Source organism: Agrobacterium sp. 6Ca8 (genome assembly GCF_055382765.1).
In genome coordinates, this window is the sequence record NZ_AP026433.1 from 815,846 (window position 1) to 842,332 (window position 26,487).

Annotated in this window: 23 protein-coding genes; 9 read left to right on the forward strand and 14 right to left on the reverse strand. The window is 58.8% G+C overall.

The window, feature by feature from the left end; genetic code table 11:
- The first annotated feature begins 294 nt into the window (after positions 1-294).
- Positions 295-951: an outer membrane protein gene (locus ACZ5A6_RS04100; RefSeq protein ID WP_003512439.1), complete on the forward strand. Its 657-nt coding sequence runs from the start codon at positions 295-297 to the stop codon at positions 949-951.
- Positions 952-1,067: 116 nt separating this feature from the next.
- Here the strand turns inward: ACZ5A6_RS04100 and ACZ5A6_RS04105 are convergent, their stop codons facing one another.
- On the reverse strand, positions 1,068-1,664 hold the full coding sequence (locus tag ACZ5A6_RS04105; protein WP_035198095.1) for a glutathione S-transferase: 597 nt from the start codon (positions 1,662-1,664) through the stop codon (positions 1,068-1,070).
- A 33-nt stretch (positions 1,665-1,697) separates the two neighbouring features.
- On the reverse strand, positions 1,698-2,471 hold the full coding sequence (locus tag ACZ5A6_RS04110; RefSeq protein ID WP_464111055.1) for a ribonuclease T2 family protein: 774 nt from the start codon (positions 2,469-2,471) through the stop codon (positions 1,698-1,700).
- A 199-nt stretch (positions 2,472-2,670) separates the two neighbouring features.
- On the opposite strand from ACZ5A6_RS04110, the gene ACZ5A6_RS04115 reads away from it, so the two are divergent.
- Positions 2,671-3,612, forward strand: coding sequence for a lysylphosphatidylglycerol synthase domain-containing protein (locus ACZ5A6_RS04115; protein ID WP_174061484.1), 942 nt, complete (start codon positions 2,671-2,673; stop codon positions 3,610-3,612).
- A 4-nt stretch (positions 3,613-3,616) separates the two neighbouring features.
- Here ACZ5A6_RS04115 and ACZ5A6_RS04120 read toward each other — a convergent pair whose 3' ends face one another.
- The gene (locus ACZ5A6_RS04120) at positions 3,617-4,480 is read right to left on the reverse strand and encodes a 23S rRNA (adenine(2030)-N(6))-methyltransferase RlmJ (protein ID WP_174061483.1); all 864 of its coding nucleotides are present in this window, start codon (positions 4,478-4,480) and stop codon (positions 3,617-3,619) included.
- A gap of 29 nt (positions 4,481-4,509) precedes the next feature.
- Here ACZ5A6_RS04120 and ACZ5A6_RS04125 point away from each other — a divergent pair, with 29 nt between their 5' ends.
- Positions 4,510-6,729, forward strand: coding sequence for a molybdopterin-containing oxidoreductase family protein (locus ACZ5A6_RS04125; RefSeq protein WP_174061482.1), 2,220 nt, complete (start codon positions 4,510-4,512; stop codon positions 6,727-6,729).
- 66 nt (positions 6,730-6,795) lie between these two features.
- On the forward strand, positions 6,796-7,422 hold the full coding sequence (locus ACZ5A6_RS04130) for an NUDIX domain-containing protein (RefSeq protein ID WP_174061481.1): 627 nt from the start codon (positions 6,796-6,798) through the stop codon (positions 7,420-7,422).
- 412 nt (positions 7,423-7,834) lie between these two features.
- Here ACZ5A6_RS04130 and ACZ5A6_RS04135 read toward each other — a convergent pair whose 3' ends face one another.
- From ACZ5A6_RS04135 to purM, 3 genes are all read right to left on the reverse strand, one after another.
- Positions 7,835-8,770 carry an omptin family outer membrane protease gene (locus tag ACZ5A6_RS04135; RefSeq protein ID WP_112674513.1) on the reverse strand — a complete coding sequence of 312 codons (936 nt, stop codon included), beginning with the start codon at positions 8,768-8,770 and terminating at the stop codon, positions 7,835-7,837.
- A 133-nt stretch (positions 8,771-8,903) separates the two neighbouring features.
- Entirely contained in the window at positions 8,904-9,578 is a 675-nt protein-coding gene (gene purN, locus ACZ5A6_RS04140) for a phosphoribosylglycinamide formyltransferase (RefSeq protein WP_174061480.1), read from the reverse strand.
- The gene (gene purM / locus ACZ5A6_RS04145; RefSeq protein WP_013635867.1) at positions 9,575-10,648 is read right to left on the reverse strand and encodes a phosphoribosylformylglycinamidine cyclo-ligase; all 1,074 of its coding nucleotides are present in this window, start codon (positions 10,646-10,648) and stop codon (positions 9,575-9,577) included. Before purM ends, purN begins: the two co-directional genes overlap by 4 nt.
- A gap of 296 nt (positions 10,649-10,944) precedes the next feature.
- Here purM and ACZ5A6_RS04150 point away from each other — a divergent pair, with 296 nt between their 5' ends.
- From ACZ5A6_RS04150 to ppx, 4 genes are all read left to right on the forward strand, one after another.
- On the forward strand, positions 10,945-12,084 hold the full coding sequence (locus ACZ5A6_RS04150; RefSeq protein ID WP_013635868.1) for an AI-2E family transporter: 1,140 nt from the start codon (positions 10,945-10,947) through the stop codon (positions 12,082-12,084).
- Between the two features lie 2 nt (positions 12,085-12,086).
- On the forward strand, positions 12,087-12,815 hold the full coding sequence (gene hdaA, locus ACZ5A6_RS04155) for a DnaA regulatory inactivator HdaA (protein ID WP_141193673.1): 729 nt from the start codon (positions 12,087-12,089) through the stop codon (positions 12,813-12,815).
- A 98-nt stretch (positions 12,816-12,913) separates the two neighbouring features.
- The gene (locus ACZ5A6_RS04160) at positions 12,914-15,112 is read left to right on the forward strand and encodes an RNA degradosome polyphosphate kinase (RefSeq protein WP_075807550.1); all 2,199 of its coding nucleotides are present in this window, start codon (positions 12,914-12,916) and stop codon (positions 15,110-15,112) included.
- Complete coding sequence (gene ppx, locus ACZ5A6_RS04165; protein ID WP_013635871.1) at positions 15,109-16,632, forward strand: exopolyphosphatase; 1,524 nt, start codon at positions 15,109-15,111, stop codon at positions 16,630-16,632. The genes ACZ5A6_RS04160 and ppx overlap by 4 nt, the downstream gene beginning before the upstream one ends.
- A gap of 47 nt (positions 16,633-16,679) precedes the next feature.
- On the opposite strand, the gene ACZ5A6_RS04170 is transcribed toward ppx, so the two are convergent.
- The 8 genes from ACZ5A6_RS04170 to ACZ5A6_RS04205 all read right to left on the reverse strand — a co-directional run bounded on the left by ACZ5A6_RS04170 (position 16,680) and on the right by ACZ5A6_RS04205 (position 24,480).
- Entirely contained in the window at positions 16,680-17,312 is a 633-nt protein-coding gene (locus ACZ5A6_RS04170) for a DapH/DapD/GlmU-related protein (RefSeq protein WP_013635872.1), read from the reverse strand.
- A 187-nt stretch (positions 17,313-17,499) separates the two neighbouring features.
- On the reverse strand, positions 17,500-17,814 hold the full coding sequence (locus ACZ5A6_RS04175; RefSeq protein ID WP_112674507.1) for a hypothetical protein: 315 nt from the start codon (positions 17,812-17,814) through the stop codon (positions 17,500-17,502).
- 174 nt (positions 17,815-17,988) lie between these two features.
- Positions 17,989-18,336, reverse strand: coding sequence for a YunG family protein (locus ACZ5A6_RS04180; RefSeq protein WP_003512467.1), 348 nt, complete (start codon positions 18,334-18,336; stop codon positions 17,989-17,991).
- A gap of 159 nt (positions 18,337-18,495) precedes the next feature.
- Positions 18,496-19,851, reverse strand: a complete 1,356-nt coding sequence (locus ACZ5A6_RS04185) for an esterase-like activity of phytase family protein (protein ID WP_464111056.1) — start codon at positions 19,849-19,851, stop codon at positions 18,496-18,498.
- Positions 19,852-19,999: 148 nt separating this feature from the next.
- Positions 20,000-21,028 (reverse strand): adenylate/guanylate cyclase domain-containing protein, encoded by a 1,029-nt coding sequence (locus tag ACZ5A6_RS04190; protein ID WP_003512469.1) that lies wholly within the window; start codon positions 21,026-21,028, stop codon positions 20,000-20,002.
- A 185-nt stretch (positions 21,029-21,213) separates the two neighbouring features.
- Positions 21,214-21,828 (reverse strand): hypothetical protein, encoded by a 615-nt coding sequence (locus ACZ5A6_RS04195; protein ID WP_174061478.1) that lies wholly within the window; start codon positions 21,826-21,828, stop codon positions 21,214-21,216.
- Between the two features lie 137 nt (positions 21,829-21,965).
- A complete protein-coding gene (gene rnd, locus ACZ5A6_RS04200; RefSeq protein ID WP_003512471.1) occupies positions 21,966-23,126 on the reverse strand; it encodes a ribonuclease D in 1,161 nt (386 codons plus the stop codon).
- 82 nt (positions 23,127-23,208) lie between these two features.
- The gene (locus ACZ5A6_RS04205; protein WP_013635877.1) at positions 23,209-24,480 is read right to left on the reverse strand and encodes an MFS transporter; all 1,272 of its coding nucleotides are present in this window, start codon (positions 24,478-24,480) and stop codon (positions 23,209-23,211) included.
- A 180-nt stretch (positions 24,481-24,660) separates the two neighbouring features.
- On the opposite strand from ACZ5A6_RS04205, the gene aspS reads away from it, so the two are divergent.
- On the forward strand, positions 24,661-26,448 hold the full coding sequence (gene aspS, locus ACZ5A6_RS04210; protein WP_003512477.1) for an aspartate--tRNA ligase: 1,788 nt from the start codon (positions 24,661-24,663) through the stop codon (positions 26,446-26,448).
- Positions 26,449-26,487 lie beyond the last annotated feature (39 nt).

Sequence of the window (26,487 nt, forward strand, 5' to 3'; positions counted from 1 at the left end):
AAAAGAATTGTGTGGATTTTTATTGGTAATGTAATTTAAATTTAATTTGAATATAACTAAGTTTAAATTCGATATATTGGAAATTAAGTTTCCGGTAGGGTTAATAAAACCCTTGTGGCAATTAGGCAACGTCTAATTCTAGTCACGTGTCTGCCCCAAACAATTCACATTTTGGCTCTTTGATCTCCGCATTCTCCCATCAAATTCAATTTTCAGAGGGGCGATTAACCCGACGAATTTACCGCGTCTAAAAACAATGTTTTGAGTACGGCGCGGTCCTGAAAGGAGAATAACATGCGTATTTTCGTAGCAACCATTATGGCTTCGACCATTGCAGCCGCCGGTTTCTCGGCTGCTCACGCCGCTGACGCCGTAAACGACGTGCCGCAGGCACCGGTAGCCTACGACCAGCCCGCTCCGGTCAAGAACTGGACCGGCGCTTACCTCGGTGGTACCGCCAACTACGATTGGGGCCGTTTCAGCTCCAGCAACGACGGCCGTGACGCCAAGGGCGCCGGCGGCGGCATCTACGGCGGTTACAACATGCAGAACGGCCAGATCGTTTACGGTGCCGAAGCAGACGTTAACCTCGGCCGCGAGCGCGGTTCCGCTGGTACGGTTGGTGGCAACGCCGTCGAAGGCAAGCAGGGCGTCAACGGCTCGCTGCGTGCCCGCGTCGGTTACGACATGAACCCGTTCCTGCTGTACGGTACGGCTGGTCTCGCAGCCTCCGACAACAAGGTACGTGACGCGACCTCCAAGGACAGCGCAACCGCCCTCGGCTACACCGTTGGTGCCGGCGTTGAAGCCATGGTTACGGACAACATCACTGCCCGTCTGGAATATCGCTACAGCGACTACCAGAAGAAGGACTACAGCCTGGACTCCGGCGCGTTCTCGCGCGGCTTCGACGACCACTCCGTCAAGGCCGGTATCGGCGTCAAGTTCTGATCCTTCAAGGATCGGTAAAAGAAAAGCCGGGGTTTACGCCCCGGCTTTTTCGTTTTTGCCATCAGTTACAGCATCCATGCCCGGCGATCAGGCCAGGCATGGCGCTCACATTGGTGTCAGGCGGCGGCCCTCATGTCCTTATAGGCTTCAAAACGCTTGCCGAATGTTTCCGGCCATTGCGCCAGCGCCTCGTGCCCTTCGGCCCATTCACCTGCAAAACGCAGATCGAGATAACCGATCAACGCCGCAAGGGCGAAATGTCCGCCATGCAGCTTCTTGCCGGTTTTCGGCAGGTTGGCGTTGAGATGATCCAGACCCTTCACCGCCTTTTTCCACTGCTTGTCGATCCATGGCTGGTGAACTCTGTCTTCCGGGCGGGAACGGCGCTCGTAAACGATGGCCAGCAGGCAATCCATGATGCCGTCGCAGAGCGCTTCCAGAATTTCCGCTTCGGTGCGCTTGCCGTTCTTTTTCGGGTAGAGCTTGCCGCCCGAAAGGCGGTCTAGATAGTGCATGATCGCGACGCTGTCATAGACCGAGCCGCCATCGTCCAGAAGCAGGACCGGAATTTTGCCGAGCGGATTGTTGTCAACCAGCGTCGCGGGCTCGGCATTGGTGTCGACGGCGATGTTGGTAATGTCGATGCCGAGATGGCGGGCGGCCATGCGCACCTTGGCGGAGTAGGGGGAAGTGACGGAATAAAGCAGTTCCATAGTCGGGTCCTGACATATGTTGATGTGTGGGTATTAGCGAATGGGGACGATTTCGGTAGCGCTGACGCGGCAGCCCTTGCGGTCAAGCTCAGGGCAATCGCGGAATGTCATGTCCTTGTTGAGGCAGATACGGACTTCCTCAAGGCGTTTTCCGTCGCAGCTGATCGAGACGCCGCGTTTCGACATGCCGGGGTTGGCGTCGGTGAAGGCGGTTTCGATGGCTTCGGCGGAAAGGGTGGCGCCTTTAGCGCCCGAGGCAATCGTCTCCGGCAGCTTGACCGCCTCGAAGGCGGTTCGTGTTGCCGAAAAATAATCCTTTTGCGAAAGGCCGGAGCAGGCGCCGTGCTTGCGCCACTGGTGGCCGATCAGGCCCATGGAGGGCATGATGTCGAACATCGTGCGGCCGATTGCGTCGGGCACACGGTCCGGCTCGCTGCTCGTGCAGAATTCGGGGTATCCGGTTTCGTTTTGCGGCCAAAGCCCGTGTACGACGAAACCGTACCGCCTATTGCTGCCGCATTGCTGGCGATTGCCGGAACCTTCGGAGCTGGCGCAGAACGCCGGCGACCAGGAGAGCGAAAGCACATAAAAATCGAAGCCTGTTCCGGCGGGCACAGGGTTTTTGCCCGTGTCTCGTCGGGCAATTTCCGGCTGGGATGTTTCGGGCCTGGAATTGCCGGCGGGCTGCGTGTGGGATTGGGTCTGCCGGTTGGTTGCAGAACCCGTCGGGGCCGGATTTTCCCGCGAAAACCAAAGGGCCGCAAGCGACAGAAGACCGAGGGCGATGAAACCGGCATAACGCTTCATTTCGTGCACGTTCTCCGGAAAATGGACGACCTCGTATCGCCCGCAGACGACAAAGCGGTCTTACATAAATTTGTGAACGAGGCAAACGGGCAAAAAGGTTGAAAGCTTCGCCGCATAACGAATAGAGTCGAACGAATCTTCTGCGGAGTGCGGAAATCGGGTTGGGGTGAAGCTGGGGGAAATAGGCGGGCATGACCGCATGACATTGAAGAAATACATCTGGCCCGTCATTGGTCTGGCAACGATCGGTTTTTCGGCCTGGCTGCTCTATCACGAGCTGCGCGGTCTTTCACTCGATGATCTATGGGAAAGCCTCACGGCCATTCGCGCGCGGGACTGGGTGTGCTCCGGCCTATCGACGCTTGTCGCCTATGCAGCCCTTGCCGGTTACGACCGCATCGCTCTCCAGCATCTCGGCCGAAAGGTCAACTGGTTCTTCATCACGCTCACCTCCTTCACCACCTACGCGCTTTCCCACAATGTCGGGGCATCCGTGTTTTCCGGTGCCGTCGTCCGATACCGGGCCTATACGTCCAAAGGGTTGAGCGCTGCCGAAGTCGGCATTCTTGTCGGCCTTTGTTCCTTCACTTTCATCATCGGAACGATCATGCTCATCGGTCTGGTGCTGGTCTACGAACCGGACATTACCGAGCGCTTTACTGGCATCCTGCCCGTGGAAGCATCAACGACAACCGGCGTACTGCTGCTCGCCATCGTCGCACTTTATGTGCTCGGCAGTCTTTTGAAGCTGCGGCCGCTGAAAATCGGTTCGTTTTTTCTGCCATATCCCGTGCCGAAACTGGTGGCGCAACAGCTTGTCATCGGTCCGATCGAACTGATCGGAGCAGCAGGCATCATCTATTTCGCGCTGCCGGAAGCCGGAAATCCCGGTTTCATGGTCATTCTCGGGATTTTCCTGATTTCCTTTTCCGCGGCGCTCATCTCGCACGCGCCGGGCGGGCTTGGCGTGCTGGAGCTGGTGTTCGTCACCGGCCTGCCTGATATGAACCCGGCTGACGTGATTGCGGCGCTGCTGGTGTTCCGGCTGTTCTACCTCATCATTCCGCTCATCATGGCGCTGTTCGTGATCCTGTTCTTTGAGCGATCGCAGCTTGCACAGGCACGGAAGGGGTTAGGGTAAGCCCTCAATCCTCTTCCGGCTTTTCCTCGCCGCGCAGCCAGAAGGCGCGGTGCGAGGCGTATCTGTCCTGCGCCATCACCGTCTTCAGGAATGGCAGCAGCGTGTGCAGCTCGTCCTTCAGCGTGTAGGGCGGATTGACGACGATGAGGCCTGAACCGCTCAAGCCTTCCAGCCGGTCGCTTTTCACGGAAAGTTCCGCGCACAGCATCTTCGGAATGTCGAAGGATTGCAGCCGCTCGTGGAAATCCTTGATCGGTGCTCCTTTTTTGAGCGGATACCACAGGCAATAGGTGCCGGTGGAGAAACGCCGATATGCCTTGTTCAACCCATCCGCCAGCCGCTGATATTCATTTTCAAGCTCGAAAGGCGGATCGACGAGGATGAGGCCGCGTTTTTCCTTCGGCGGCAGATGCGCGCCAAGCGACAGCCAGCCATCGAGCTCCGTCACCCGAGCTTGATAATCTCCCTCGAACAGACGCGCCAGCGCGCGTGCGTCGTCCGGGTGCAGTTCCATGGCCGAAAGCCTGTCCTGCGGGCGGAACAGCATGCGCGCGAGCTTCGGCGAGCCGGGGTAGAACTGCATGCCGCCTTCGGGGTTAAGCTCTCTCACGGTGGAAAGATAGGGTTCCAGCAATTCGGCGACAGGGGCCGGCAGATCGGCGTCCATCAGCTTGCCGATGCCGGTCTGCCACTCGCCTGTCTTCTGCGCCTCTTCCGACGACAGGTCGTAGAGGCCGATGCCGGCATGAGTATCCAGCACCCGAAACGCCTTGTCCTTGTTCTGCAGGTAACGGACGAGACGGGCGAGAACGGCGTGTTTGAGAACATCCGCGAAATTGCCGGCGTGGTAGATGTGGCGATAGTTCATGGGATGTGTCTCGCTTCCCGATGGGGATGATGAATATTCTTGATGGACGTCACTTCGGCCTTTTTGCCGCGTCGCTGATGCAATATAGAAAAGACATGAACCTTGCGACCCCGATTTCCGCTAAAAACGCCACCCCGAAAGCCGAAAGTGCCACGCGCATCGGCCACACGGTCTGTCCGCACGACTGTCCGAGCGCCTGCGCGCTGGAAGTGGACATCAATGCCGATGGCCGCATCGGCCGCGTGCGCGGCGCCAATGCCAATACATACACTGCCGGCGTCATCTGCGCCAAGGTGGCGCGTTACTCCGAGCGTATCTATCATCCCGGCCGTCTTTTGACCCCGAAGCGCCGCAACGGTGCGAAGGGTGCCGGCGACTGGCAGGAGATATCCTGGGAAGCGGCACTGGACGAGGTTGCTGACGCCTTCGTCAAAGCCGAGGCAAAGCACGGCGCCGAAGCCATCTGGCCTTATTTCTATGCCGGAACCATGGGACAGGTTCAGCGCGATTCCATCGAGCGCCTGCGTCACGCCAAGAAATATTCCGGCTTTTTCGGATCGATCTGCACCAACATGGCCTGGACGGGTTATGTGATGGGTACAGGCGCGCTTCGCGGGCCAGATCCGCGCGAAATCGGCAAGGCCGATGTCGTTGTCATCTGGGGCACGAATGCTGTCGCCACGCAGGTCAACGTCATGACCCATGCGGTAAAAGCCCGCAAGGAACGTGGCGCGAAGATCGTCGTCGTCGATATCTATGACAATCCGACCATGAAACAGGCCGATATGCGCATCGTCCTGCGTCCCGGCACCGATGCGGCGCTCGCCTGCGCCATCATGCACATTGCCTTCCGCGATGGTTATGCCGACCGCGATTACATGGCGCGCTTCGCCGACGATCCGGTGGGACTTGAAGAGCATCTGAAATCGAAGACGCCGCAATGGGCGTCCGAAATCACCGGTCTTTCCGTGGAGGAAATCGAGGATTTCGCAAGGCTCGTGGGCACGACGAAAAAGACGTTCTTCCGGCTCGGTTATGGTTTCGCCCGCCAGCGCAACGGCGCGGTCGCCATGCATGCCGCCCTTTCGATCGCCACCGTTCTTGGCTCCTGGCAATATGAAGGCGGCGGCGCCTTCCACAACAACGGCGATATCTTCCGGCTCAACAAGGCGGAACTGATGGGCACAGCCTACGCCGACCCCAACGTGCGCCAGCTCGACCAGTCGCAGATCGGCCGCGTGCTGACGGGGGATTCGGAAGCGCTGCGACATGGTGGCCCGGTGACGGCGCTGCTCATCCAGAACACCAACCCCGTCAATGTCGCACCCGAGCAGCGGCTGGTGAAACAGGGTTTCCTGCGCGACGATCTTTTTGTTGCCGTGCATGAGCAATTCATGACGGAGACGGCCGAGTTGGCCGATATCGTGCTGCCGGCCACCATGTTCCTTGAACATGACGATATCTACCGCGCCGGTGGCCAGAACCACATTCTGCTTGGCCCCAAGCTGGTGGAGCCGCCGGAAACCGTGCGCACCAATCTCTTCGTCATCGAAGAACTGGCGAAACGTCTTGGTATCGACCATATGCCGGGCTTCGGTCTTTCAGCTCGCGACCATGTCGATCATATGCTGAAAGTCAGCGGCTGGGGCGATTTCGATACGTTGGCGGAAGAAAAATGGATCGATGCGCAGCCCTCTTTCGAGGTGGCGCATTATCTCGAGGGCTTTGGTTATGGTGACGGAAAATTCCGTTTCAGCCCCGAATGGGCGACAGGGCCGTCTCCAAACAAACCGCCGAAAAACATCGGCGTGATGGGACCGGTTGCGCAATTTCCGAAATTCCCGGATCAGGTAGATGTCATCGAAACCGCCGACGGAGAGCATCCTTTCCGACTGGCGACATCGCCAGCGCGCAACTTCCTCAACTCCACCTTCGCGGAAACGAAAACCTCCGTGCAGAAGGAAGGCCGTCCGGAAGTGATGATCTGTTCCGAGGACGCCACCCGCAACGGTATAGCCGATGGCGACATCGTGCGTATCGGCAATGGCCGCGGCGAAGTGCGCCTCCATGCGAAAATCGTGGAGGGTGCGAGGCCCGGCGTTCTGGTTGCCGAAGGGTTGTGGCCCAACAAGGCGCATCTGGACGGCGAGGGTATCAATGTTCTGACGGGCGCCGATGCCGTTGCCCCCTATGGCGGCGCGGCTTTCCACGACAATAAGGTGTGGCTCCACCGCGACGACGAAGCCTGAAAGGCTTGATATTGCACCGCAACAGGGCCAAGCTGAACACTTCCGCGACAGGCAAGGGAATATCCGGTGACACAGACGCAAGCGAAAAACGTTCCGGCCGACACTGATTCCGGCAGGGTCCGGCTGGTGGAAAAGGAAACGGTGTGGAAGGGCTTCGTGCATATGCAGAAGCTCATTTTCGATCAGCGCATGCCGGATGGCAAGACAATCCGCATCATCAGGGAAGTCCACGATCACGGCAGCGCCGCCGCCATCCTTCTATACGATCCCAAACGCGACAGCGTGGTGATGGTGCGCCAGTTCCGCCCTGCCGTCTTCGTGAACGGCGATCCAAGCTTCATGATCGAAGTGCCAGCGGGGCTCCTCGATGACGACAATGCGGCCGACGCCATTCGCCGCGAGGCGATGGAAGAATCTGGCTACGCGGTGGAAAAGGTCGAATACCTGTTCGACATGTATGCCAGCCCGGGAACGCTCACCGAAAAAGTCAGCCTCTTCGTCGCCCGCATCGATCTCGACGTGCAAGCCGGCAGCGGCGGTGGTCTGGAAACCGAAGGCGAGGATCTGGAGGTTCTGACCTACGGCCTCGACGAAGCCTTCGCGATGATCGCGTCGGGCGAAATCACCGATTCGAAGACGATTATTCTGTTGCAGTGGGCGATGTTGAATCGAGCGGCTCTACGCAAACCTTAAGCGAACGCAACGTTTTCCAGCTTTGCCGCAGCCGCAAGCTTCCTGTCATGTGTTGCTAAAGGCACATTGTGCGAAATCGCAAGCGAGAGGTAGGCAGCATCATAGGCGGGAAGCGCATGTTTCGTGCCAGGCGGATGATGGAGACGTGATCGGCGATTGTGCCGTCCTCGTCAGACAGGAACCAAGCCGCGACTACCGAGGCGTCCACGACAAAGGCCATTACTTGCGGCCTTCTTCTTTCCACGCCTTGACCTCATCCGGAGTTGTCTTTTTTCGTTGCGACCGTTCTGTCCGCATCGCAGAGATGAGGTTTCGACGAGATTGAGGATCGATCGCTTTTACGAGGCATGCCACAGCTTCGTTCTGCGTGCGATAATAACATCTTCTACCGCCTCAACCGGAGGCCTTCAACTCAGAATCTGCCCTTTACGCCGGCCCCAACGAAAAGCGACTGCATATCGCCGCCCGCCGTATCTTTATAAAACAGGCCGGTAGTTCCGCCAGTCGGTGTGAGGGTTTTGTCACCGCGACCGAAGCTCGTATATTCGTATGCGCCATCCAGGTAGAGGGAGGCATTCTCAGTCAGGGCATAGGCGATGCCCGCTTTTGCTCCGAACATGCCGCCAACATGGAATTTGTCGGTGAAGCGGATCGAACGCATCCAGTGATCGTCCGTGGCTTTCGCATAGATCATTGCGCCGCCTTCGAGGCCGGCATTCAGCGACCAGTTCCCGAATTTGCGCCCACCGGTCACATTGCCGTAAAATACGGGGATTTGCTGCCGGTAGGTGATAGCTTTTTCGCTATTGTTGAACTCACCGACATTATTGCGAAATCCTCTCCAACTGTAGATGTAGTCACCGCCATAGGCGGACCACTGCACGTCGGTATAGCGAAAGCCGATACCGGCACTGAGGTGCTGCAGCGGGTCTTCCAGCAGTGTTCTGTTGAGTTCGATGCTTCCGGTCAGGTAGTGGTCGAGGCGGGTATCGCCGTGCTGTGAGCGGTCGCTCCATCCAGTTTTCGATGTATCCCTGTAATAGGGAGGCAGCCAATCGTAGTCGGTCATGTAGCCATCGCCAGCAAAGCCGATTCGACCTTCCGTTTTTATGCGCCACTCGGGCGACAGCTCAAGTCCAAGCGATCCGCGTAACGCCATGGCATTTGTTGTTTTCCAGTCGAGTTGACTGTTTTTGTGGCTTCCGTTGTAAAAGGTCTCGGTGGCCTTGATGTTTAGAACACCGGCATCGAGCGAAGCGGTGATGCCGCTTTGCTCGGCGGCGAGCGGCAGGCTAGTGCCCAACAGTAAAACGGCCGAAAGCGGCAGGGAAAACCTCGAAAATAGCATAATCGCTCCTGAATGACCGGAGGGCTCCAAAATGCGGGGCCGTTGCGGGCATTAAAGGTGATTATGGTAAACGTTCGGTTTATTTTAGAGGAAATACCACTTTAAGTATCTTTGTACTTTAGTGAAATATTTATCAGTAAGCAGAAATCAGGCTGGAATACTCAGATTTACTTGCGTCGCCGCTGGAAATGGCTTTTCCACCTTCCATCCGCACCTTGCCTTCCGCAAGCTGCTTGAGGGCCAGCGGATAGAGCTGATGCTCGACAGTGAGTATCCGCGCCGCCAGCGTCTCGGCCGTGTCGTCGGAAAGAACCGGCACCGCGCCCTGCGCGATCGTCGGGCCTTCGTCCATGCCTTCGGTTACAAAATGTACGGTGCAGCCGGAAATCTTCATGCCGCTGTCGATGGCGCGCTGGTGGGTGTGCAGGCCGGGGAAAAGCGGCAGCAGGGAAGGGTGGATATTGATGATGCGGCCTTCGTAGGGGGCGATGAAATCCCCTGAGATCAGCCGCATGTAACCGGCAAGACAGATGATATCAGGCGCAATCTCGCCAAGTGCGGCCAGAATGGCGCCCTCATGCTCGGCTTTGCTGGCATAGGTCTTGCGCTCGAAAACGAGCGTGGGAATACCGAACGCCTGTGCCTTTTCCAGCCCGCCTGCCGACGCCTTGTCTGAAATTACACAGGCGATCTCGGCCGGAAAATCCGTCTCCTGACAGGCCTTGGCAAGCGACACCATGTTGGAGCCGCTGCCGGAAATGAAAACGACGACACGTGCGCGGCCAGATCGAGAGGCGGCGCTCATCATAGGCTGAGGGCGCCCTTGTAGATCGTGCCGTGCGCACCCTCTTCGCGGGCGACCATGCGGCCGAGCGGGAACACGGTCTCGCCTTCCGCCGTCAGGGCATCGGTGACCTTGGCGGCATTTTCAGCCGAAACGACCACGATCATGCCGACACCGCAGTTGAACGTGCGCAGCATTTCTTTGGCTTCAACGCCACCGGTTTTTGCAAGCCACGAGAACACAGCCGGAACCTGGATAGTGTCGAGATCGATCTCGGCGGCGAGATGCTTGGGCAGAACGCGCGGAATATTTTCCGGGAAGCCGCCGCCGGTAATATGCGCCAGCGCCTTCAGCGCGCCGGTCTCGCGAATTGCCTTCAAAAGCGGCTTTACATAGATGCGCGTCGGCGTCAGCAGCGCTTCGCCAAGCTTCTTGCCATCTGCGAAGGGTGCCGGGGCGTCCCAGTCAAGGCCGGAGATCGAAACGATCTTGCGCACCAGCGAAAAACCGTTGGAATGAACGCCGGAGGACGAAAGTCCGAGAATGACGTCGCCTTCGGAAATATCGCCGGCGGGCAGAAGCTGGCCACGTTCGGCAGCACCCACGGCAAAGCCCGCGAGATCGTAGTCGCCATCGGAATACATACCGGGCATTTCAGCGGTTTCACCACCGATCAGCGCACAGCCGGATTCGCGGCAGCCGGCAGCAATGCCGGAAACGATGGCAGCGCCCTGATCCGGGTCGAGCTTGCCGGTCGCGAAATAGTCGAGGAAGAACAGCGGTTCTGCGCCCTGCACGACGAGATCGTTGACGCACATGGCAACGAGATCGATGCCGACGGTGTCATGGAAATTCGCGTCGATGGCGATCTTCAACTTGGTGCCGACGCCGTCATTGGCGGCCACCAGAACCGGATCGTTAAAGCCTGCGGCCTTCAGATCGAACAGGCCGCCGAAGCCGCCGATTTCGCCATCCGCGCCGGGACGCCGCGTCGAGCGCACCGCCGGTTTGATCTTTTCGACCATCAGGTTGCCGGCGTCGATATCCACACCTGCGTCACTATAGGTAAGACCGTTCTTGCCCGACTGGCTCATCGCTCTCGTCTCCGCTGGTTCCTTTGGCGTCGCCATTCGCACGGGACGGGGCCTGATGCAAGGGTTTGAGTGGCAAAAGCTCCGGTTTTTAACGGCTTTGCGATGGTTTGACGTTTTGTGTGCCTCGGGCCTCTCGACGGCGATATGCGCAGCGCAGACTTGAAAACCCGTCGTCGTTGCACAGACCTGGTAACCGCCGTGTCTATCGCTACCGGGCGACCGGCCTTGACCATGTGCATATGCGCATCCTATCTCCATCATGGGCAATGACGGCACGGCGACAAGAGGATGAACGGATGCAACCCCATGTGAGCGGTACGAGCCTGCGCCGGCAGGTTTTTTTCTGGATTGGCGTGCTTGCCGTCTTTATCTTTTTCCTGATGGTCTTCAGCTCCATCCTCCTGCCTTTCGTGGCGGGCATGGCACTTGCCTATTTTCTCGATCCGGTTGCCGACTGGCTGGAGCGCCGAGGCCTGAGCCGGTTGATGGCCACCGTCGTTATCCTCGTCACCTTCGTGCTGATTTTCGCGCTGTCGCTCATTATCATCATTCCGCTGATTGCCGCCCAGGCATCCGAATTCATCACGCGCATCCCGCAATATATCTCGTCCCTGCAGCAGTTGATCGCCGGTGCGGACGCCAATCTGCTGCCTGACTGGGTGAGCAACCAGATCAATGCAGTGAAGGAGAATTTTTCCAAGCTGCTGACCGAAGGCGCGGGCTTCATCGGCACCCTGCTGACGCAGATCTGGAATTCCGGCAAATCGCTGGTCGATGTCATGTCGCTGCTGGTCGTCACACCCGTCGTCGCCTTCTACCTGCTGCTTGACTGGGACCGGATGATAGACAAGGTCGATAGCTGGATACCGCGCGACTACGTGCATACGGTCCGCCAGATCGCACGCGACATGGACAGGACGATTGCCGGCTTCGTGCGCGGGCAGGGGTCGCTCTGCCTCATCCTTGGCGTTTATTACGCTGTCGGCCTGTCGTTGGTGGGCCTGAATTTCGGCCTGCTGATCGGCCTTTTCTCCGGCCTTATCAGCTTCATTCCCTATATTGGTTCGATGGTCGGCCTCATCCTTGCCGTCGGCGTCGCCATCGTGCAGTTCTGGCCTGATTATATCTATGTATTTCTGACACTTGCCGTGTTCTTTTCCGGCCAGTTCATCGAAGGCAACATCCTGCAGCCGAAGCTCGTCGGCAGCAGCGTCGGCCTGCATCCGGTATGGCTGATGTTCGCATTGTTCGCCTTCGGTGCGCTTTTCGGTTTCGTCGGCCTTCTGGTCGCCGTGCCGGCGGCGGCAGCCGTTGGCGTGCTTGTCCGCTTTGCATTGTCGCGATATCTTGAAAGCGATCTTTACCATGGGCACGCCGCCAACCTTCCTTGGGAAGAACAGGAAACGTCCTCCGGCAAGGTTGACTCTCAGGGCTAACGATGACTGACCAAATCAAAAACGACAACGCCCGGTCGAAGGCCGAGCAGCTGCCGCTCGCATTCTCACACCAGTCCGCTTCTGGAAGGGACGATCTTCTCGTGTCCGACTCGCTCAAGGCTGCCGTCAGCCTTGTGGACGAATGGCCGAACTGGCCTTCGCCCGTGGTGGTGCTGGCCGGGCCTCCGGGTTCGGGAAAATCGCATCTCGCCAATATCTGGAAAAATATCAGCAGCGCGCAGGATATCCACCCGCAAGCCGGTGTTGGCGCTGCGCGTATTGCCGAAACCGGACCGGTTCTGTTTGAGGATGCCGATCGCCGTGGTTTTGACGACACCGAACTTTTCCATGTCATCAACAGCGTGCGCCAGCACGGCACCACGCTTTTGATGACCAGCCGGCAATGGCCGGCCGCATGGCCGGTGACCTTGCCGGACCTGCGCTCACGCCTGAAAGCCGTGACTGTGGTGGAGACAGGCGAGCCCGACGAGGGTCTTCTGGCACAGGTTCTGGTGAAACTCTTCGCCGACCGGCAGCTTTATATGGATGACAAACTCATAGGCTACATCGTCAACAGAATGGAGCGTTCACTCGATACGGCGCAGACGATTGTGGACCGTATCGACAGGCTGGCGCTTTCGCGTGGAACAAGGATAACCCGTCCCTTGGCGGCGGAAGTCCTTAACGCGATGGGCGAAGGGACAAGGGGCAGCGGGCTGGAGGTCGATTGACTGTCACAGTTCCGTCGTCAAACTGTTATACGGGCAAGAGGGACGATCGCGGGATGCAGCAGGATCACGGGACGGAAAGTCAGGGGATGGTACAGGACATGGACGCTATTGTGCAGGACGACTTCAACAAGGTTCAGCCGATGACCGAGGGCGAGAACCTCTGGGACAGCCCCGCGCGCTTCATCAACCGCGAATTCTCCTGGCTCCAGTTCAATCGGCGTGTTCTGGAAGAAACGCTGAACACGGATCATCCGCTGTTGGAGCGGCTGCGTTTCCTGTCCATCTCCGCCGCCAACCTCGATGAATTCTTCATGGTCCGCGTCGCCGGCCTCGAAGGCCAGGTGCGCCAGAAGATTACGGTCAAGACACCTGACGGCAAGACACCGGCCGAGCAGCTGGAAGACATTTTGAAGGAAATCGACAACCTGCAGATGGAGCAGCAGGCTTCGCTTGCCGTTCTGCAGCAATATCTCGCCAAGGAAGAAATCTTCATCGTGCGGCCTGCCGCACTTTCCGAAGCGGATCGTACCTGGCTGGGCACCGAGTTCGAGGAACGTATTTTCCCGGTGCTGACGCCGCTGTCCATCGACCCTGCGCACCCGTTCCCCTTTATTCCGAACCTCGGTTTCTCGATGGGCCTGCAACTCGACAGCGTCAACGGCCGCGAGCCGATGACAGCGCTGTTGCGTCTCCCGACGGCGCTCGACCGCTTCGTTCGTTTACCGGATGAGAAAAACGCCATCCGCTACATCACGCTTGAAGATGTAGTCGGCCTGTTCATTCACCGTCTCTATCCGGGCTATACCGTCAGGGGATTCGGCACGTTCCGCATCATCCGTGACAGCGATATCGAGGTGGAGGAAGAGGCGGAAGATCTGGTCCGCTTCTTCGAAAGCGCGCTGAAGCGCCGCCGCCGCGGTTCGGTTATCCGCATTGAGACCGACAGCGAAATGCCGCAGTCGCTCCGCCAGTTCGTGGTGCACGAGCTTGGCGTGCCTGATAATCGCGTTGCCGTTCTGCCCGGCTTGCTCGCGCTCAACACCATCTCGGAAATCGTGCGCGCACCGCGCGACGACCTGAAGTTCGAGCCTTACAACGCCCGTTTCCCCGAGCGCGTGCGTGAACATGCCGGCGATTGCCTTGCCGCCATCCGCGAAAAAGACATGGTGGTTCACCACCCCTATGAAAGCTTCGACGTGGTTGTGCAGTTCCTGTTGCAGGCTGCGCGCGACCCCGAAGTGCTCGCCATCAAGCAGACGCTTTACCGCACCTCCAACGACAGCCCGATCGTTCGCGCGCTGATCGACGCGGCGGAAGCCGGCAAATCCGTGACCGCGCTGGTCGAATTGAAGGCGCGTTTCGACGAAGAGGCGAACATCCGCTGGGCGCGCGATCTGGAGCGGGCCGGCGTGCAGGTGGTGTTCGGCTTCATCGAACTCAAGACGCATGCCAAGATGTCTATGGTGGTGCGCCGCGAGGACGGCAAGCTCAGAACCTATTGCCACCTCGGCACCGGCAACTACCACCCGATCACGGCCAAGATCTATACCGACCTGTCCTTCTTCACCTGCAACCCGAAGATCGCCCACGACATGGCGAATATCTTCAACTTCATCACGGGTTACGGCGAACCGGAAGAGGGCATGAAGCTCGCCATTTCGCCCTATACGCTGCGTGCGCGCATTGTGAAGCACATCAACGAAGAGATCGAGCACGCCAAGCGCGGTGCGCCGGCGGCGATCTGGATGAAGATGAACTCGCTGGTCGATCCCGAGATTATCGATACGCTTTACCGCGCCAGTGCGGCCGGCGTGGAGATTGATCTCGTCGTGCGCGGCATTTGCTGCCTGCGCCCACAGGTTGCGGGTCTGTCGGACAATATCCGCGTCAAGTCGATTGTCGGCCGCTTCCTCGAGCACAGCCGAATCTTCTGCTTCGGCAATGGTTTCGGCCTTCCGTCCGACAAGGCGCTGGTCTATATCGGCTCCGCCGACATGATGCCGCGCAACCTTGATCGCCGCGTTGAAACGCTGGTGCCGCTCACCAACCCCACCGTGCACGAGCAGGTTCTTTCACAGATTATGCTGGGCAATCTCATTGACAACCAGCAGAGCTACGAGATACTTGCGGACGGAACGTCGAGGCGCATCGAGGTGCGTAAAGGCGAAGAACCGTTCAACGCGCAGCACTATTTCATGACCAATCCCAGCCTTTCCGGACGTGGTGAAGCCCTGAAATCAAGTGCGCCCAAATTGATTGCCGGGTTGATTTCTTCCCGCAAGAAACAGGCTGAATGACTCGATCAGAAGCACAGGGGCGGCTGACCGGCCTTGCCCCCGTTTCCGTCATAGATATTGGTTCGAACTCCGTTCGTCTCGTCGTATATGAAGGTCTTTCCCGCGCGCCCGCCGTGCTGTTCAACGAAAAGGTCCTTTGCGGTCTCGGCAAGGGACTGGCCCTCACGGGCCGGATGCATGAGGAAGGCGTCAGCCGGGCTTTGATGGCGCTGCGTCGCTTCCATGCGCTTTCCGAACAGGCGCAGGCGCAGCAACTCTACGTACTGGCGACAGCGGCAGCGCGTGAAGCGGAAAACGGCCCGGATTTCATCCGTGAAGCCGAAGCCATACTTGGTTGCGAGATCGAGGTGCTGTCCGGCGAAAAGGAAGCACTTTATTCCGCCTATGGCGTGATCAGCGGTTTCCACGACCCGGATGGCATTGCAGGCGACCTTGGCGGCGGTTCGCTGGAACTCATCGACATCAAGGGCAAGAACTGCGGCGAGGGCATCACCCTGCCGCTCGGCGGCCTTCGGTTGTCGGAGCAATCGGATGGCTCGCTGGAGAAGGCGACGACCATTGCCCGCAAGCACGTCAAATCCTTCGCAAAGCTGCTGGCGGCCGGCGAGGGGCGTACCTTTTATGCCGTGGGCGGCACGTGGCGAAACATCGCCAAGCTGCACATGGAGATCACGGGTTATCCGCTGCACATGATGCAGGGATATGAATTGCCGCTGGCGGAAATGCTGAATTTTCTGGAAGAAGTCATCGTCTCCAGGGACAGCAAGGACCCGGCCTGGCAGGCGGTCTCCAAGAACCGCCGTTCGCTTCTGCCGTTCGGCGCCATCGCCATGCGTGAAGTTCTAAAGGCGATGAAGCCGGCAACGATCGCCTTCTCGGCGCAGGGCGTGCGCGAAGGTTATCTTTATTCGCTGCTGACGGAAGCAGAGCGGGATACCGACCCGCTGCTGGTCACGGCCGACGAGCTTGCCATTCTGCGTGCCCGTTCGCCCGAACATGCGCGCGAACTGGCCGACTGGAGCGGCCGCACCTTTCCGGTCTTCGGCATCGAGGAGACGGAAGAGGAAAGCCGTTACCGGCAGGCGGCCTGCCTTCTGGCCGATATCAGCTGGCGTGCACATCCGGACTATCGCGGCCTCCAGGCGCTCAACATCATCGCCCACTCCTCCTTCGTGGCGATCACCCATCCGGGCCGCGCTTATATTGCGCTTGCCAATTATTACCGCTTCGAAGGGTTGAACGACAACGGCACCACACAGCCGCTCGCCGCCATGGCAGGTGACCGCTTGCTGGAACTAGGCAAGTTGCTCGGCGGCCTGCTGCGCGTCGTTTATCTCTTCTCAGCCTCCATGCCCGGTGTCGTCGATCACCTGAAATTCCGCAAATCCATCAATCCGGATCTGGATCTGGAATTCGTCGTACCACACGCCTATTGCGATTTTGCCGGCGAGCGTCTGGACGGACGCCTGCAGCAACTGGCGAAACTGACGGGCAAGCGGTTGGCGTTTGTGTTCGAGTAACGGGCAGACGCCGGCCATTTGGCACCGCAGGCAGTTGTGGGGCTATACTAGGACCAGCGCTGACAAAAGGCGTCGATATCGCTTGATTGAAAGTCGGCTAGCCGCGCCATGATCGTCTCGAAGGGCCAGTCCCACCAGGCGATTTTGGCAAGCTTCCCCGCCACGGTTTGCGAAAACCGCTCGCGAATGATCTTCGCGGGAACACCGCCGACGATGGTGTAGGGCGGCACGTCCTTGGTGACGACCGCGCCTGCTGCAAGCACGGCGCCGTCTCCAACCTTCACGCCCGGCAGCACGATGACCCCGTGACCGATCCAGACATCGTGACCGATGACGGCGCGATCCTCCTTGCGGCGATCGAAAAAAGCGTCGTCGCGCACCGCCTCTGTAGCGTAATATTCCGGGCAGTAGCTGAAACGGTGCATGGACGGTCGGTCCATTGGATGGTTCGGTGCGCCAATCCTGACGTCCGCGGCAATAGCGCAGAATTTCCCGATTGTCGCATCACCGACAATACAACGGGGTCCGAGGTAGGAGTAATTCCCGAGTTCGACGTTGTGTAGAGAGGTATCGGCCAAAATTTCGCAGCAGCTACCTATGTTCGAGTCCCTTATGCTTGCCGTCGAATGGATAACTGTCTCTGCGAGCTTGGGGCGATTGAGTTGTGCGGTTGAGTGCATGCCTGTCTCCGGATTTCGGCCTGCGTAACCGGCGACTATGAAGGGCATATGACGTGAAATTGCGAAGGCAAGCCGATTAGGCCAGATATCCTTTTGAAATGCAGATCGTGTGCGCGCTTTGCGTGGAACGAAATCTGGCTTCATACAGCGCGGTCAGCCGCCGGAACCATCCGCGGTCGCAGCTTTTTTACTTCCAGTAATGATCGGATATGTTTTGGGCATTCTGAATGATGTGACGCGCGACTTCGGGATCTCCGCCCTCGAATGTTTCCAGGTTGGCTCCGCATAACAGCAGGAAAAGCTGCTGGTGTGCGACAGCGGCAAAATAGTCATGAGGCGGTGGCTGTATTTCAGACCCGATTGACTGGAGTTCGACAGCAGTCTGTTTGCTTGCACGCTCAAGCGCTGCGAAAATAGTGGACACCATCGCCGATTCTGTCTGTTGCAATATATCCTGAACCTGCCGTTCGGCGGGCGTCAGGACCTGGCAGCTCTCACTCATCGCACAACTCTCCTCTCGGCACACCTCGTTACCTGCGGTACTATGCCATGGATTGTGTCTGCTTTGAGAGGAGAAGCTGAAGTTGTGGATTTGAACCGCAAACGAAAAACACGACAGACCGAAATCGGTTTGTCGCCGAGACAAACCGGTCGCCTCGCTACAAGCCGTTATTATTCAACCGTGCCCCAGCGCCTTCCTGATACAGGCGCTGAGATAGGCATATTGCAGGGGCGTGGCCCTTGCCATCGCCTCCGTGCGGGTGGCGGGCCTGTCCTCGTAACCGACCGGAATATCGAACTGGGTGAAGGTGAAATCCCAGCGGGTGCCGTTGACGATATTGTAGAAATGGTCGGCGCCGCTAACGACGGTTTTGGCGAGGTCGCCACCGAAAATATCCTGCACCACCAGAGCTGTAACGCCGCCTTGCCCCCTGGCTGGGTTTTCCCTCGACCACAGGCTGCTGGTTTCGAGCGACCAGCTTTTCCTCAGGGCGTAATACAGTCGTTCGGCATTGTCCTGCATGACGGGTCTTTCCTGTTTCGGAACCGGGTTCCGGGTCAGGTTGGGTCGGTACAGTAACGGAGCGCCTCGCTTCCTTTTTCAGGCCGCAGGAACGCTCCGTTCAGTTGAGATTGCGCCGATGCGCTGACGGTGCCGGAACGAATTCCGGCACCCTTTTCCTTACTTCGCGTCGAGAAGGTCCTTGACTTCCAGCAGGACGAACTCGTTGTCGTCAGCCTTGTCCAGCGCACGACCGGCCGAGAAGGGCAGGTTGTTGTCGTTGCCGACGATGATATGGGTGGCGTCGACACGGTCGACATTCTCGATGGTGACGAACGGCATGTCGTAGAAACCGTTGCCGCCGCCCTGACGCTTCCTGTTATCAGGATCGGAGATCTTCAGCAGGTCGATATAGCTGATCTTGCGTGCTGCCTTGCCGGCATTGGCGTCGTTGAATTCGATCTTGTAGATGCGCTTGACCTTGGAAGGTACGGCAAAGCAGTTTACATCCGGCTTCTTCGGGTCGGCGCAGGCCTTGTCGGCGGTGCCGGCGCCATTGTCACGCTCGATGACCAGCGCGGTGCTCTCGTCCAGCATGTTGAAATCGCCGATGGCTTCGCCACCTTGCGCCAGCGGGTAGAGCCAGGTGCGGCCTGTCCATTCCTTCTTGGCGGTATCGAGCTCGATGATGCGAAGGGCGGTTGAGCCGTCTTCGGTCTTTTCGACCTGACCTTCGGCGGTGTAGAGCGGGCCTTCGAGAAGGCCGTAAAGCTTCGAGCCGTCCTTGGAGAGCGCCATGCCTTCATAACCACCTGATCGTTTCAGGTTGAAAGCGGGCAATTTCTGCGTGGGGTTGCCGGGCAGTGCCAGGGTCGGATGATCCGGGGACTTCACCTCGATATCGCCGGCCTTGGTGGCGATGACGTCGGTCAGCTTGCCGTCGCGGGTGAATTTCAGGATGTAGGGACCGAACTCTTCGCCCACCCAGAAGCCGTCGGCAACGGGCTGAATGGATTCGACGTCGAAGTCGGCGCCCGTCAGGTAACGTTTGGTCGAACCTTCCATGACGATGGGGAAGGGAGCTTTCTTGTCCGGGTCGGAAAGGAACACGGTCTCCAGCGCGTTGACCTTGCCGGCATCCCAGTCGAATTTAATGTGGTGGAGCATCAGCATGGCGTCGCTGGAGTTGAGCTTCGAGCCGAAACCATTATCGGAAAGGCTCCAGAAGCGGCCGTCCGCCATGGCCTTGATTCCGGAAAAGCCCTGCATGGCCTGGCCGTTGAACGGCATGGAGAGGCCGGTCGGGCGAACGCCATCCTTGCCGGGCACGGTGCCGAGACCCTCGGCGCGCTTGCGGTCGGCTGTCGTGAACTTGGCGGATGTCTTGAGATATTCCGGCGCATCGGCAGGTGCTGCGATGATGGTGTTGGCCGGCAGAATGGCGTGCGAGACCAGCTTTGCCGGAAACTCCTGCTCTGCATGGGATGCGGTTGCGAGCGCAAGAACGGCGAAAGGTGCGAAAAGAATATGCTTCATGGTGGAGACCCCTCAATGCCTGTTGAAGACAGGACTGAGGCGATAGGGGTGCCACATGACAGGCAGGTGATTGCAGTTTGAAGCTTTGATGAATTTTGATGACGGGCGGCCTCGGAAACGAAGCTACCCGTTTGTTTTCAGGGGTTTTTCAGGCGGCTGGGGCCTGATATTGGCTGAGCGTACACACGCCGAGCGTCTGGCCGCGTCCCTTGACAGCATGTTCGCCGAGATATTCGCTGCGCACACCTTTGGGTAGCACCAGCTGATGGGCGAGATCGGCCGAAATCAGCACGGGATGGCCGAGCATCTTGCTCAGTGATTCGAGCCGCGAAGTGGTGTTCACCGTGTCGCCAAAATAGGTGATCTTGTGGTGATCGACGCCGATTTCGGCTGTTATGACCGGCCCGCCATGAATCGCAAAGCGAAGGCGCGGCACTTCACCGAAACGGGCGAGCCACATGTCGCGCTTGTCCTCGATGGTCGCCTGGATATCGAAAACACAGCGCACGCAGGCTGCCCGCCTTATCGCCATGTGATAGGGCCAGGTGATGATGGCCGCGTCGCCGATGTAGTCGTCAATGACGCCGCCATGTCTTCTGACGGGGGCTGCGTAGCTCGCGAAGATTTCGCCCAGAAACTCCTGCGCCTTCAGGTCGCCATGGGTTTCGGCAAACGAAGTGGAGCCGACGAGGTCGATGAAGATGAAGACGCGGTCTTCGCTGACTGGACGGCGATAGCGCCCAAGTATGAGATCGATGAAGATGTCACGGCCCAGCAGTTCGCGCACGCGCATGATGAAAACGATGATGCCGCAGACGATAAGGGTGAAGATCAGTGTCTGCACCTCGGCATGCACCGCCCGTTTCCAGGTGCCGGGAAATATGCCGCTAACCCACAGAATGGTACCGCCAAGCCCGAAGCCACAGAAGACGAGGACGGCGTAGATGATGAGGCCGACGGCAATATAGGCCGGTGTCGGCAATGCGCTAACCTGCCGCGACAGACCGGGCAGCACGTAACCACGCTCGAAGGCGAGGATGGGCGCACAGGCGAACAGCGCATAGGTGGCGCCAATGAGCGCGCCGCCGCCGTATTCCAGAAACGCGTAGGCCACGCCGCTGCCGGCCACGGCAACGAAGAGCACCACGTAATCCAGAATGGGCAGCAATTTTCTCATGTCGGTTCTTGATCTCGGGGAAGGGAAGCGTCGTGCCCCCGTCAGGCGAAGCTTCTGTTCAGGTCATATGCGACATTAATGTGGAAAATGCGCTGCAAAAAGTGACCATTCGGTAAGGTCACATGAAGGATTGGAAAGGCTGTTGCCCCGTTGCCGCAAAAGGGCTGTGAACCCGGCTCTACTACTTAATAGGATGTTCTGTAATAGACCGTTTCAAGCGGGGATTGCGGACGGTCGTCCGGCGAGCGGTTCGACCATGTGACAGGGAAGGCGGCAAAACGCAGCCGGTTGCCTTCTATCCATGCCCGGTCGAACAGGGTTTCTCCCTTGCTGGCAAAGGTGATGGCCGCGCAGGTCCGACCATCGACATCGAAGGGAATATTCTCTTTCCAGCCAGTGAACCCGCAGCCGATACCCTTCGGGTCACCATTATAATGCTCGACAACCGCGGGGTCGTTGGGTGTCATGGCGATTGAGGTGACGGTATGGGCAAAGAGCATGCTGTCGTTGTCCTTCAGGCCACCATCCAGCGTGCCTTCGTAACGCACCTGCACCGTGGGCTGCTGGCAGCTGCTGCGGGCGTAAATCTGTGAGACAGCATGCATGCGGCCACCGCGTATGGTGATGCGAGTGACGATGCCGTGACGATCGTTCTTGCCGATCTTAAGGCAATCGGTCGTCCATTCGCCCTGAAGATCGACCTTGCCGTCATCGGCGCGCGCTGACGTGGATGAAAGAGTAGGGAAAATGCCTGCGGCCGCGATAGATGCGGCCAACAGCAGAGCACGGGCAGGTTTCATGGAAATACCCTCAAAGCGAGACCATCTGCAAAGAGATGGACCGCGATGCGGGCAAAATTTGGGTTGGCGCAGGTCCGGTAAAAGCAGAAGCGCTTTCGCGTCCGGACAATGCGCAAAACTGCGCGAGGCGCGGGCGATCAGGCCTCGCTCACCGCCACATCAACCGCCTCGACCTTCTTGCCGGCGAAACGCAATGCCACTTCGCCATTGATGAGCTTCAGCGCCACATCGCCAAACAGTTCGCGCCGCCAGCCGGTCAGCGCTGCCACGGTGGCAGCCTCGCCCTCGGAAGCGATCTTGTCCAGATCTTCGCTGTTGGCGATGACCTTTGCTGCGACGCCGTGCTTGTCTGCCGTTAGCTTCAGGAGAACTTTCAAAAGCTCCACGGCAGCGCCGGAGCCTTCCGGTGCGTGGCTGTGACGTGGCGCCTTCGGCATTTCCTCTTTCGGAAGTGCCAGCGCCGCATTCACGGTCTCGATGATGGCCGTGCCGGAGGAGGAGCGCTCCCAGCCCTTCGGGATGGTGCGAAGCCGCGACAGCGCCTCGGTGTCCTTCGGCTGCTGCTGTGCGATTTCGAAGATCGCATCGTCTTTCAGCACGCGTGAGCGCGGCACGTTGCGCGACCGCGCCTCACGTTCACGCCATGCTGCTACAAATTTGAGGATGGCGAGTTCAGTCGGCTTGCGCAGGCGCGATTTCAACCGCAGCCAGGCATCGTCGGGATGCATGTCATAGGTTTCGCGCGATTCCAGAATGTCCATCTCTTCGGTCAGCCAAAGCGAGCGGCCTTCACGCTCCAGCTGCGCCTTGAGCGCCAGATAGACATCGCGCAGATGGGTGACGTCGGCCAGCGCATAATCCAGCTGCTTTTCCGTCAGCGGGCGGCGGCTCCAGTCCGTGAAGCGTGAGGATTTGTCGATCTGCACATTCTTGATCCTCTGGACCAGCTGGTCGTAAGAGATCGAATCGCCGAAACCGCACACCATGGCCGCGACCTGCGTATCGAAGATCGGGTGCGGAATAAGCCCGCCAAGATGATAGATGATTTCGATATCCTGACGCGCCGCATGGAAAACCTTCACGACATCGGGATTGGCCATGAGTTCGAACAGCGGCGTAAGGTCGAGACCCTTGGCGAGCGGGTCGACCAGTACCTCAAGGGTAGGGCTCGCCATCTGCACGAGACAAAGCTCGGGCCAGAAGGTCGTCTCACGCAGAAACTCGGTGTCGATGGTAATGAATTCCGATTTCGCCAGTTCCGTGCAGGCTTCGGCGAGGGCGGCAGTCGTTTCAATCATTGCAAATGGCCACTCGTGAAAATTATCCGTCTTACTTTCCCTTTGCCGGGCGCATGTCAATACAAAGCCCGCTTTTGAAGGCTCAAGGATCGTTTTTCTCAGGTGGTTTTGGCGTCGGCCCGTCGTTTTTGGGCGGTGAAGGGGCGGCCAGCTTCTGAAAATAGGCCGAGGTGCGCAAAAGCGGGCGGAACCGCCAGTTCCGCTCCTCAACGGGTACTCCCTCGCGCACCCGCAGCCGGTATATGGTGTAGGCGATGAAGACGATCTGGATCGCGGCCGTGTAGCTGAACAGCGCTTTGGGACCGAACTGGTCGATCAGGACGGAGGCGAGCAGCGGCCCGACGGTTGCACCCACCGACCAGAAGAACAGCAGCCCGGCAGACACCATCGCATGTTCGCCCTCTTTGGCATGGTCGTTGCCATGGGCGGAACTCAGTGAATAGAGCGGCAGGGCAAAGGCGCCGAACACGAAGACGCCGATGATGTTGCTCCATTCGTCCGAGCCGGCGAACAGGGCGAGAAACAGACCGACAATCACGGAGCACGCCGTGGTGGCGAGAATGATGATGCGGCGGTCGTAACGGTCTGAATAGACGCCGAGCGGATATTGCAAGACCACGCCGCCGATGATGCCCGCACTCATGAAGGTGGCGATGGCGGTGACGGAAAGGCCGATCTGTTCGGCATAGATTGGCCCGATGTTGCGAAAAGCCGCCATGCTGAGGCCGACAGCCACGCAGCCGACTACGGCAAGCGGTGAGATGCGCCACACCGCGAAAAGATTGAACGGGATCTGTTTCGGCGGCGCGGGGTTGGATTTGTCGGCAATCGAGATCGGCACCAGCGACAGCGTGAGCGCCATGGCGATCAGCGAAAACACCACAGGCCCGTCAATGCCGGCGACGGGAATGATATATTGGGCGAGCGTCACGGAACCGAGATCAACGAAACGATAGATGGACAGCGTGCGCGCACGGTTGGAATTCGTCACCTGCGCATTGATCCAGCTTTCGATCGCGGCGAAAAGACAGGCGACCGCAATACCGATGACGAAGCGCATCAACATCCAGAACAAGGGATGAAGGACAAGCGGCATGGCGATCGAGGCGGCCGATGCGACCGCCGCCATGGTGGCGAAGGTGCGGATATGGCCAATCTTGCGCAGAAGGCGCGTCACCGAAATGCAGCCGAGCGCGAATCCGATGCTGTAGGCGGCGCTGATGAGGCCGATGGTGCTGGCCGAAAACCCTTCGGACAGGCCCCGCAGCGCGATATAGGTTCCCTGCAGACCGTTGCCGCCAATCAGAATGCCGGCGGTGACGAGAAGCGGGATAAGAGGTCTGATCTGGCTCATTGCGGGCCGACTCGGTTTGGCGGGCTGAATAAGCACTATCTAAAGCGAAGGTGCGCGAAAGGACAGGCTGAACGCGACATTGTTGTGCTTTGCCTTGACAAATCGGGCTGGTCATGCGCTTTTCCGGCAAATTTCGACAGTGCCGCCCATCTGGCCCACGACACGCTCCAGGATATTAAAATGCATCGTTACCGCAGCCACACCTGTGCCGCTCTCCGCAAGTCCGACGTCGGCGAAACCGTTCGCCTTTCCGGTTGGGTTCATCGCGTGCGAGATCATGGCGGCGTTCTCTTTATCGACCTTCGCGACCACTACGGCATTACCCAGGTCGTGGCCGACCCCGATAGCCCGGCCTTCAAGGTTGCCGAGACGGTGCGCGGTGAATGGGTGATCCGCATTGACGGTCTCGTCAAGGCGCGGTCCGAAGACACCATCAACAAGGGCATGGCCACTGGCGAGATCGAGCTTTATGCGCAGGAGATCGAGGTTCTGGGCGTTGCCAAGGAACTGCCGCTGCCCGTCTTCGGTGAGCCTGAATATCCCGAAGATGTTCGCCTGAAGTATCGCTTCCTCGACCTGCGCCGCGAAACCCTGCACAAGAACATCGTCAAGCGCACGCAGATCATCTCCTCCATGCGCAAGGGTATGGGCGATCTGGGCTTTGCCGAATATACGACGCCGATCCTCACCGCATCCTCGCCGGAAGGCGCGCGCGACTTCCTCGTTCCCTCGCGCATCCACGAAGGCCAGTTCTTCGCGCTGCCGCAGGCCCCTCAGCAGTACAAGCAGCTTCTGATGGTGGCCGGTTTCGACCGCTACTTCCAGATCGCTCCATGCTTCCGCGATGAAGACCCGCGTGCAGACCGTCTGCCGGGCGAATTCTACCAGCTCGACGTCGAAATGAGCTTCGTGACCCAGGAAGACGTCTGGACCACGATGGAGCCGATGATGACGGCCGTTTTCGAACAGTTTGCCGAAGGCAAGCCGGTGACGAAAGAATGGCCGCGCATTCCCTATGACGAATCGATCCGTAAATACGGCTCCGACAAGCCGGACCTGCGCAACCCGATTGTCATGGAAGCCGTGACCGAACATTTCGATGGCTCGGGCTTCAAGGTTTTCGCCAACATGATCGCCTCAAACCCCAAGGTGCAGGTTTGGGCTATCCCGGCCAAGACCGGTGGGTCGCGTGCATTCTGCGATCGCATGAACGCCTGGGCGCAGAGCCAGGGCCAGCCGGGCCTCGGCTACATCTTCTGGAAGGAAGAAGAAGGCAAGGTTGCCGGCTCCGGTCCGCTTGCCAAGAACATCGGCGAGGAACGCACCGAGGCGCTGCGCCAGCAGCTCGGCCTTGAGGCGGGCGACGCCTGCTTCTTCGTCGCGGGCGATCCCGCCAAGTTCTACAAGTTTGCCGGCGAGGCGCGCACCCGTGCCGCCGACGAGCTGAACCTGATTGACCGCGACCGTTTCGAAATGTGCTGGATCGTCGATTTCCCCTTCTTCGAATACAACGACGAAGAAAAGAAGATCGATTTCGCCCACAACCCCTTCTCCATGCCGCAGGGTGGAATGGAAGCGCTGGAAGGGCAGGATCCGCTCTCCATCAAGGCTTTCCAGTATGACGCGGTCTGCAACGGCTTCGAAATCGCCTCCGGCTCTATCCGTAACCAGTCGCCCGAGCTGATGGTCAAGGCTTTTGAAAAGGTCGGCCTGTCGCAGAGCGACGTGGAAGAGCGCTTCGGCGGTCTCTACCGCGCCTTCCAGTACGGTGCGCCTCCGCATGGCGGTTGCGCCTTCGGTATCGACCGCGTGGTCATGCTTCTGGTTGGTGCGAAGAACCTGCGCGAAATCACGCTGTTCCCGATGAACCAGCAGGCACAGGACCTGCTGATGAACGCGCCGTCCCCGGCAACGCCGACCCAGCTTCGCGAGCTGGCGCTGCGCGTGGTTCCGTCCAAGAAGGACTGATCTTAACCGCCACGGGTTTTGAACAAAAGGGCTGGCGGC

Coding starts and splice junctions, on each gene's coding strand:
- ACZ5A6_RS04185 (WP_464111056.1), bottom strand. CDS start 19,851: ATGAAGCATATTCTTTTCGCACCTTTCGCCGTTCTTGCGCTCGCAACC.
- ACZ5A6_RS04175 (WP_112674507.1), bottom strand. CDS start 17,814: ATGAGTGAGAGCTGCCAGGTCCTGACGCCCGCCGAACGGCAGGTTCAG.
- aspS (WP_003512477.1), top strand. CDS start 24,661: ATGCATCGTTACCGCAGCCACACCTGTGCCGCTCTCCGCAAGTCCGAC.
- ppx (WP_013635871.1), top strand. CDS start 15,109: ATGACTCGATCAGAAGCACAGGGGCGGCTGACCGGCCTTGCCCCCGTT.
- ACZ5A6_RS04100 (WP_003512439.1), top strand. CDS start 295: ATGCGTATTTTCGTAGCAACCATTATGGCTTCGACCATTGCAGCCGCC.
- ACZ5A6_RS04110 (WP_464111055.1), bottom strand. CDS start 2,471: ATGAAGCGTTATGCCGGTTTCATCGCCCTCGGTCTTCTGTCGCTTGCG.
- purN (WP_174061480.1), bottom strand. CDS start 9,578: ATGATGAGCGCCGCCTCTCGATCTGGCCGCGCACGTGTCGTCGTTTTC.
- ACZ5A6_RS04180 (WP_003512467.1), bottom strand. CDS start 18,336: ATGCAGGACAATGCCGAACGACTGTATTACGCCCTGAGGAAAAGCTGG.
- rnd (WP_003512471.1), bottom strand. CDS start 23,126: ATGATTGAAACGACTGCCGCCCTCGCCGAAGCCTGCACGGAACTGGCG.
- hdaA (WP_141193673.1), top strand. CDS start 12,087: ATGACTGACCAAATCAAAAACGACAACGCCCGGTCGAAGGCCGAGCAG.
- ACZ5A6_RS04105 (WP_035198095.1), bottom strand. CDS start 1,664: ATGGAACTGCTTTATTCCGTCACTTCCCCCTACTCCGCCAAGGTGCGC.
- ACZ5A6_RS04120 (WP_174061483.1), bottom strand. CDS start 4,480: ATGAACTATCGCCACATCTACCACGCCGGCAATTTCGCGGATGTTCTC.
- ACZ5A6_RS04115 (WP_174061484.1), top strand. CDS start 2,671: ATGACATTGAAGAAATACATCTGGCCCGTCATTGGTCTGGCAACGATC.
- ACZ5A6_RS04205 (WP_013635877.1), bottom strand. CDS start 24,480: ATGAGCCAGATCAGACCTCTTATCCCGCTTCTCGTCACCGCCGGCATT.
- ACZ5A6_RS04195 (WP_174061478.1), bottom strand. CDS start 21,828: ATGAAACCTGCCCGTGCTCTGCTGTTGGCCGCATCTATCGCGGCCGCA.
- ACZ5A6_RS04135 (WP_112674513.1), bottom strand. CDS start 8,770: ATGCTATTTTCGAGGTTTTCCCTGCCGCTTTCGGCCGTTTTACTGTTG.
- ACZ5A6_RS04170 (WP_013635872.1), bottom strand. CDS start 17,312: ATGCACTCAACCGCACAACTCAATCGCCCCAAGCTCGCAGAGACAGTT.
- ACZ5A6_RS04190 (WP_003512469.1), bottom strand. CDS start 21,028: ATGAGAAAATTGCTGCCCATTCTGGATTACGTGGTGCTCTTCGTTGCC.
- purM (WP_013635867.1), bottom strand. CDS start 10,648: ATGAGCCAGTCGGGCAAGAACGGTCTTACCTATAGTGACGCAGGTGTG.
- ACZ5A6_RS04160 (WP_075807550.1), top strand. CDS start 12,914: ATGGACGCTATTGTGCAGGACGACTTCAACAAGGTTCAGCCGATGACC.
- ACZ5A6_RS04125 (WP_174061482.1), top strand. CDS start 4,510: ATGAATATTCTTGATGGACGTCACTTCGGCCTTTTTGCCGCGTCGCTG.
- ACZ5A6_RS04150 (WP_013635868.1), top strand. CDS start 10,945: ATGCAACCCCATGTGAGCGGTACGAGCCTGCGCCGGCAGGTTTTTTTC.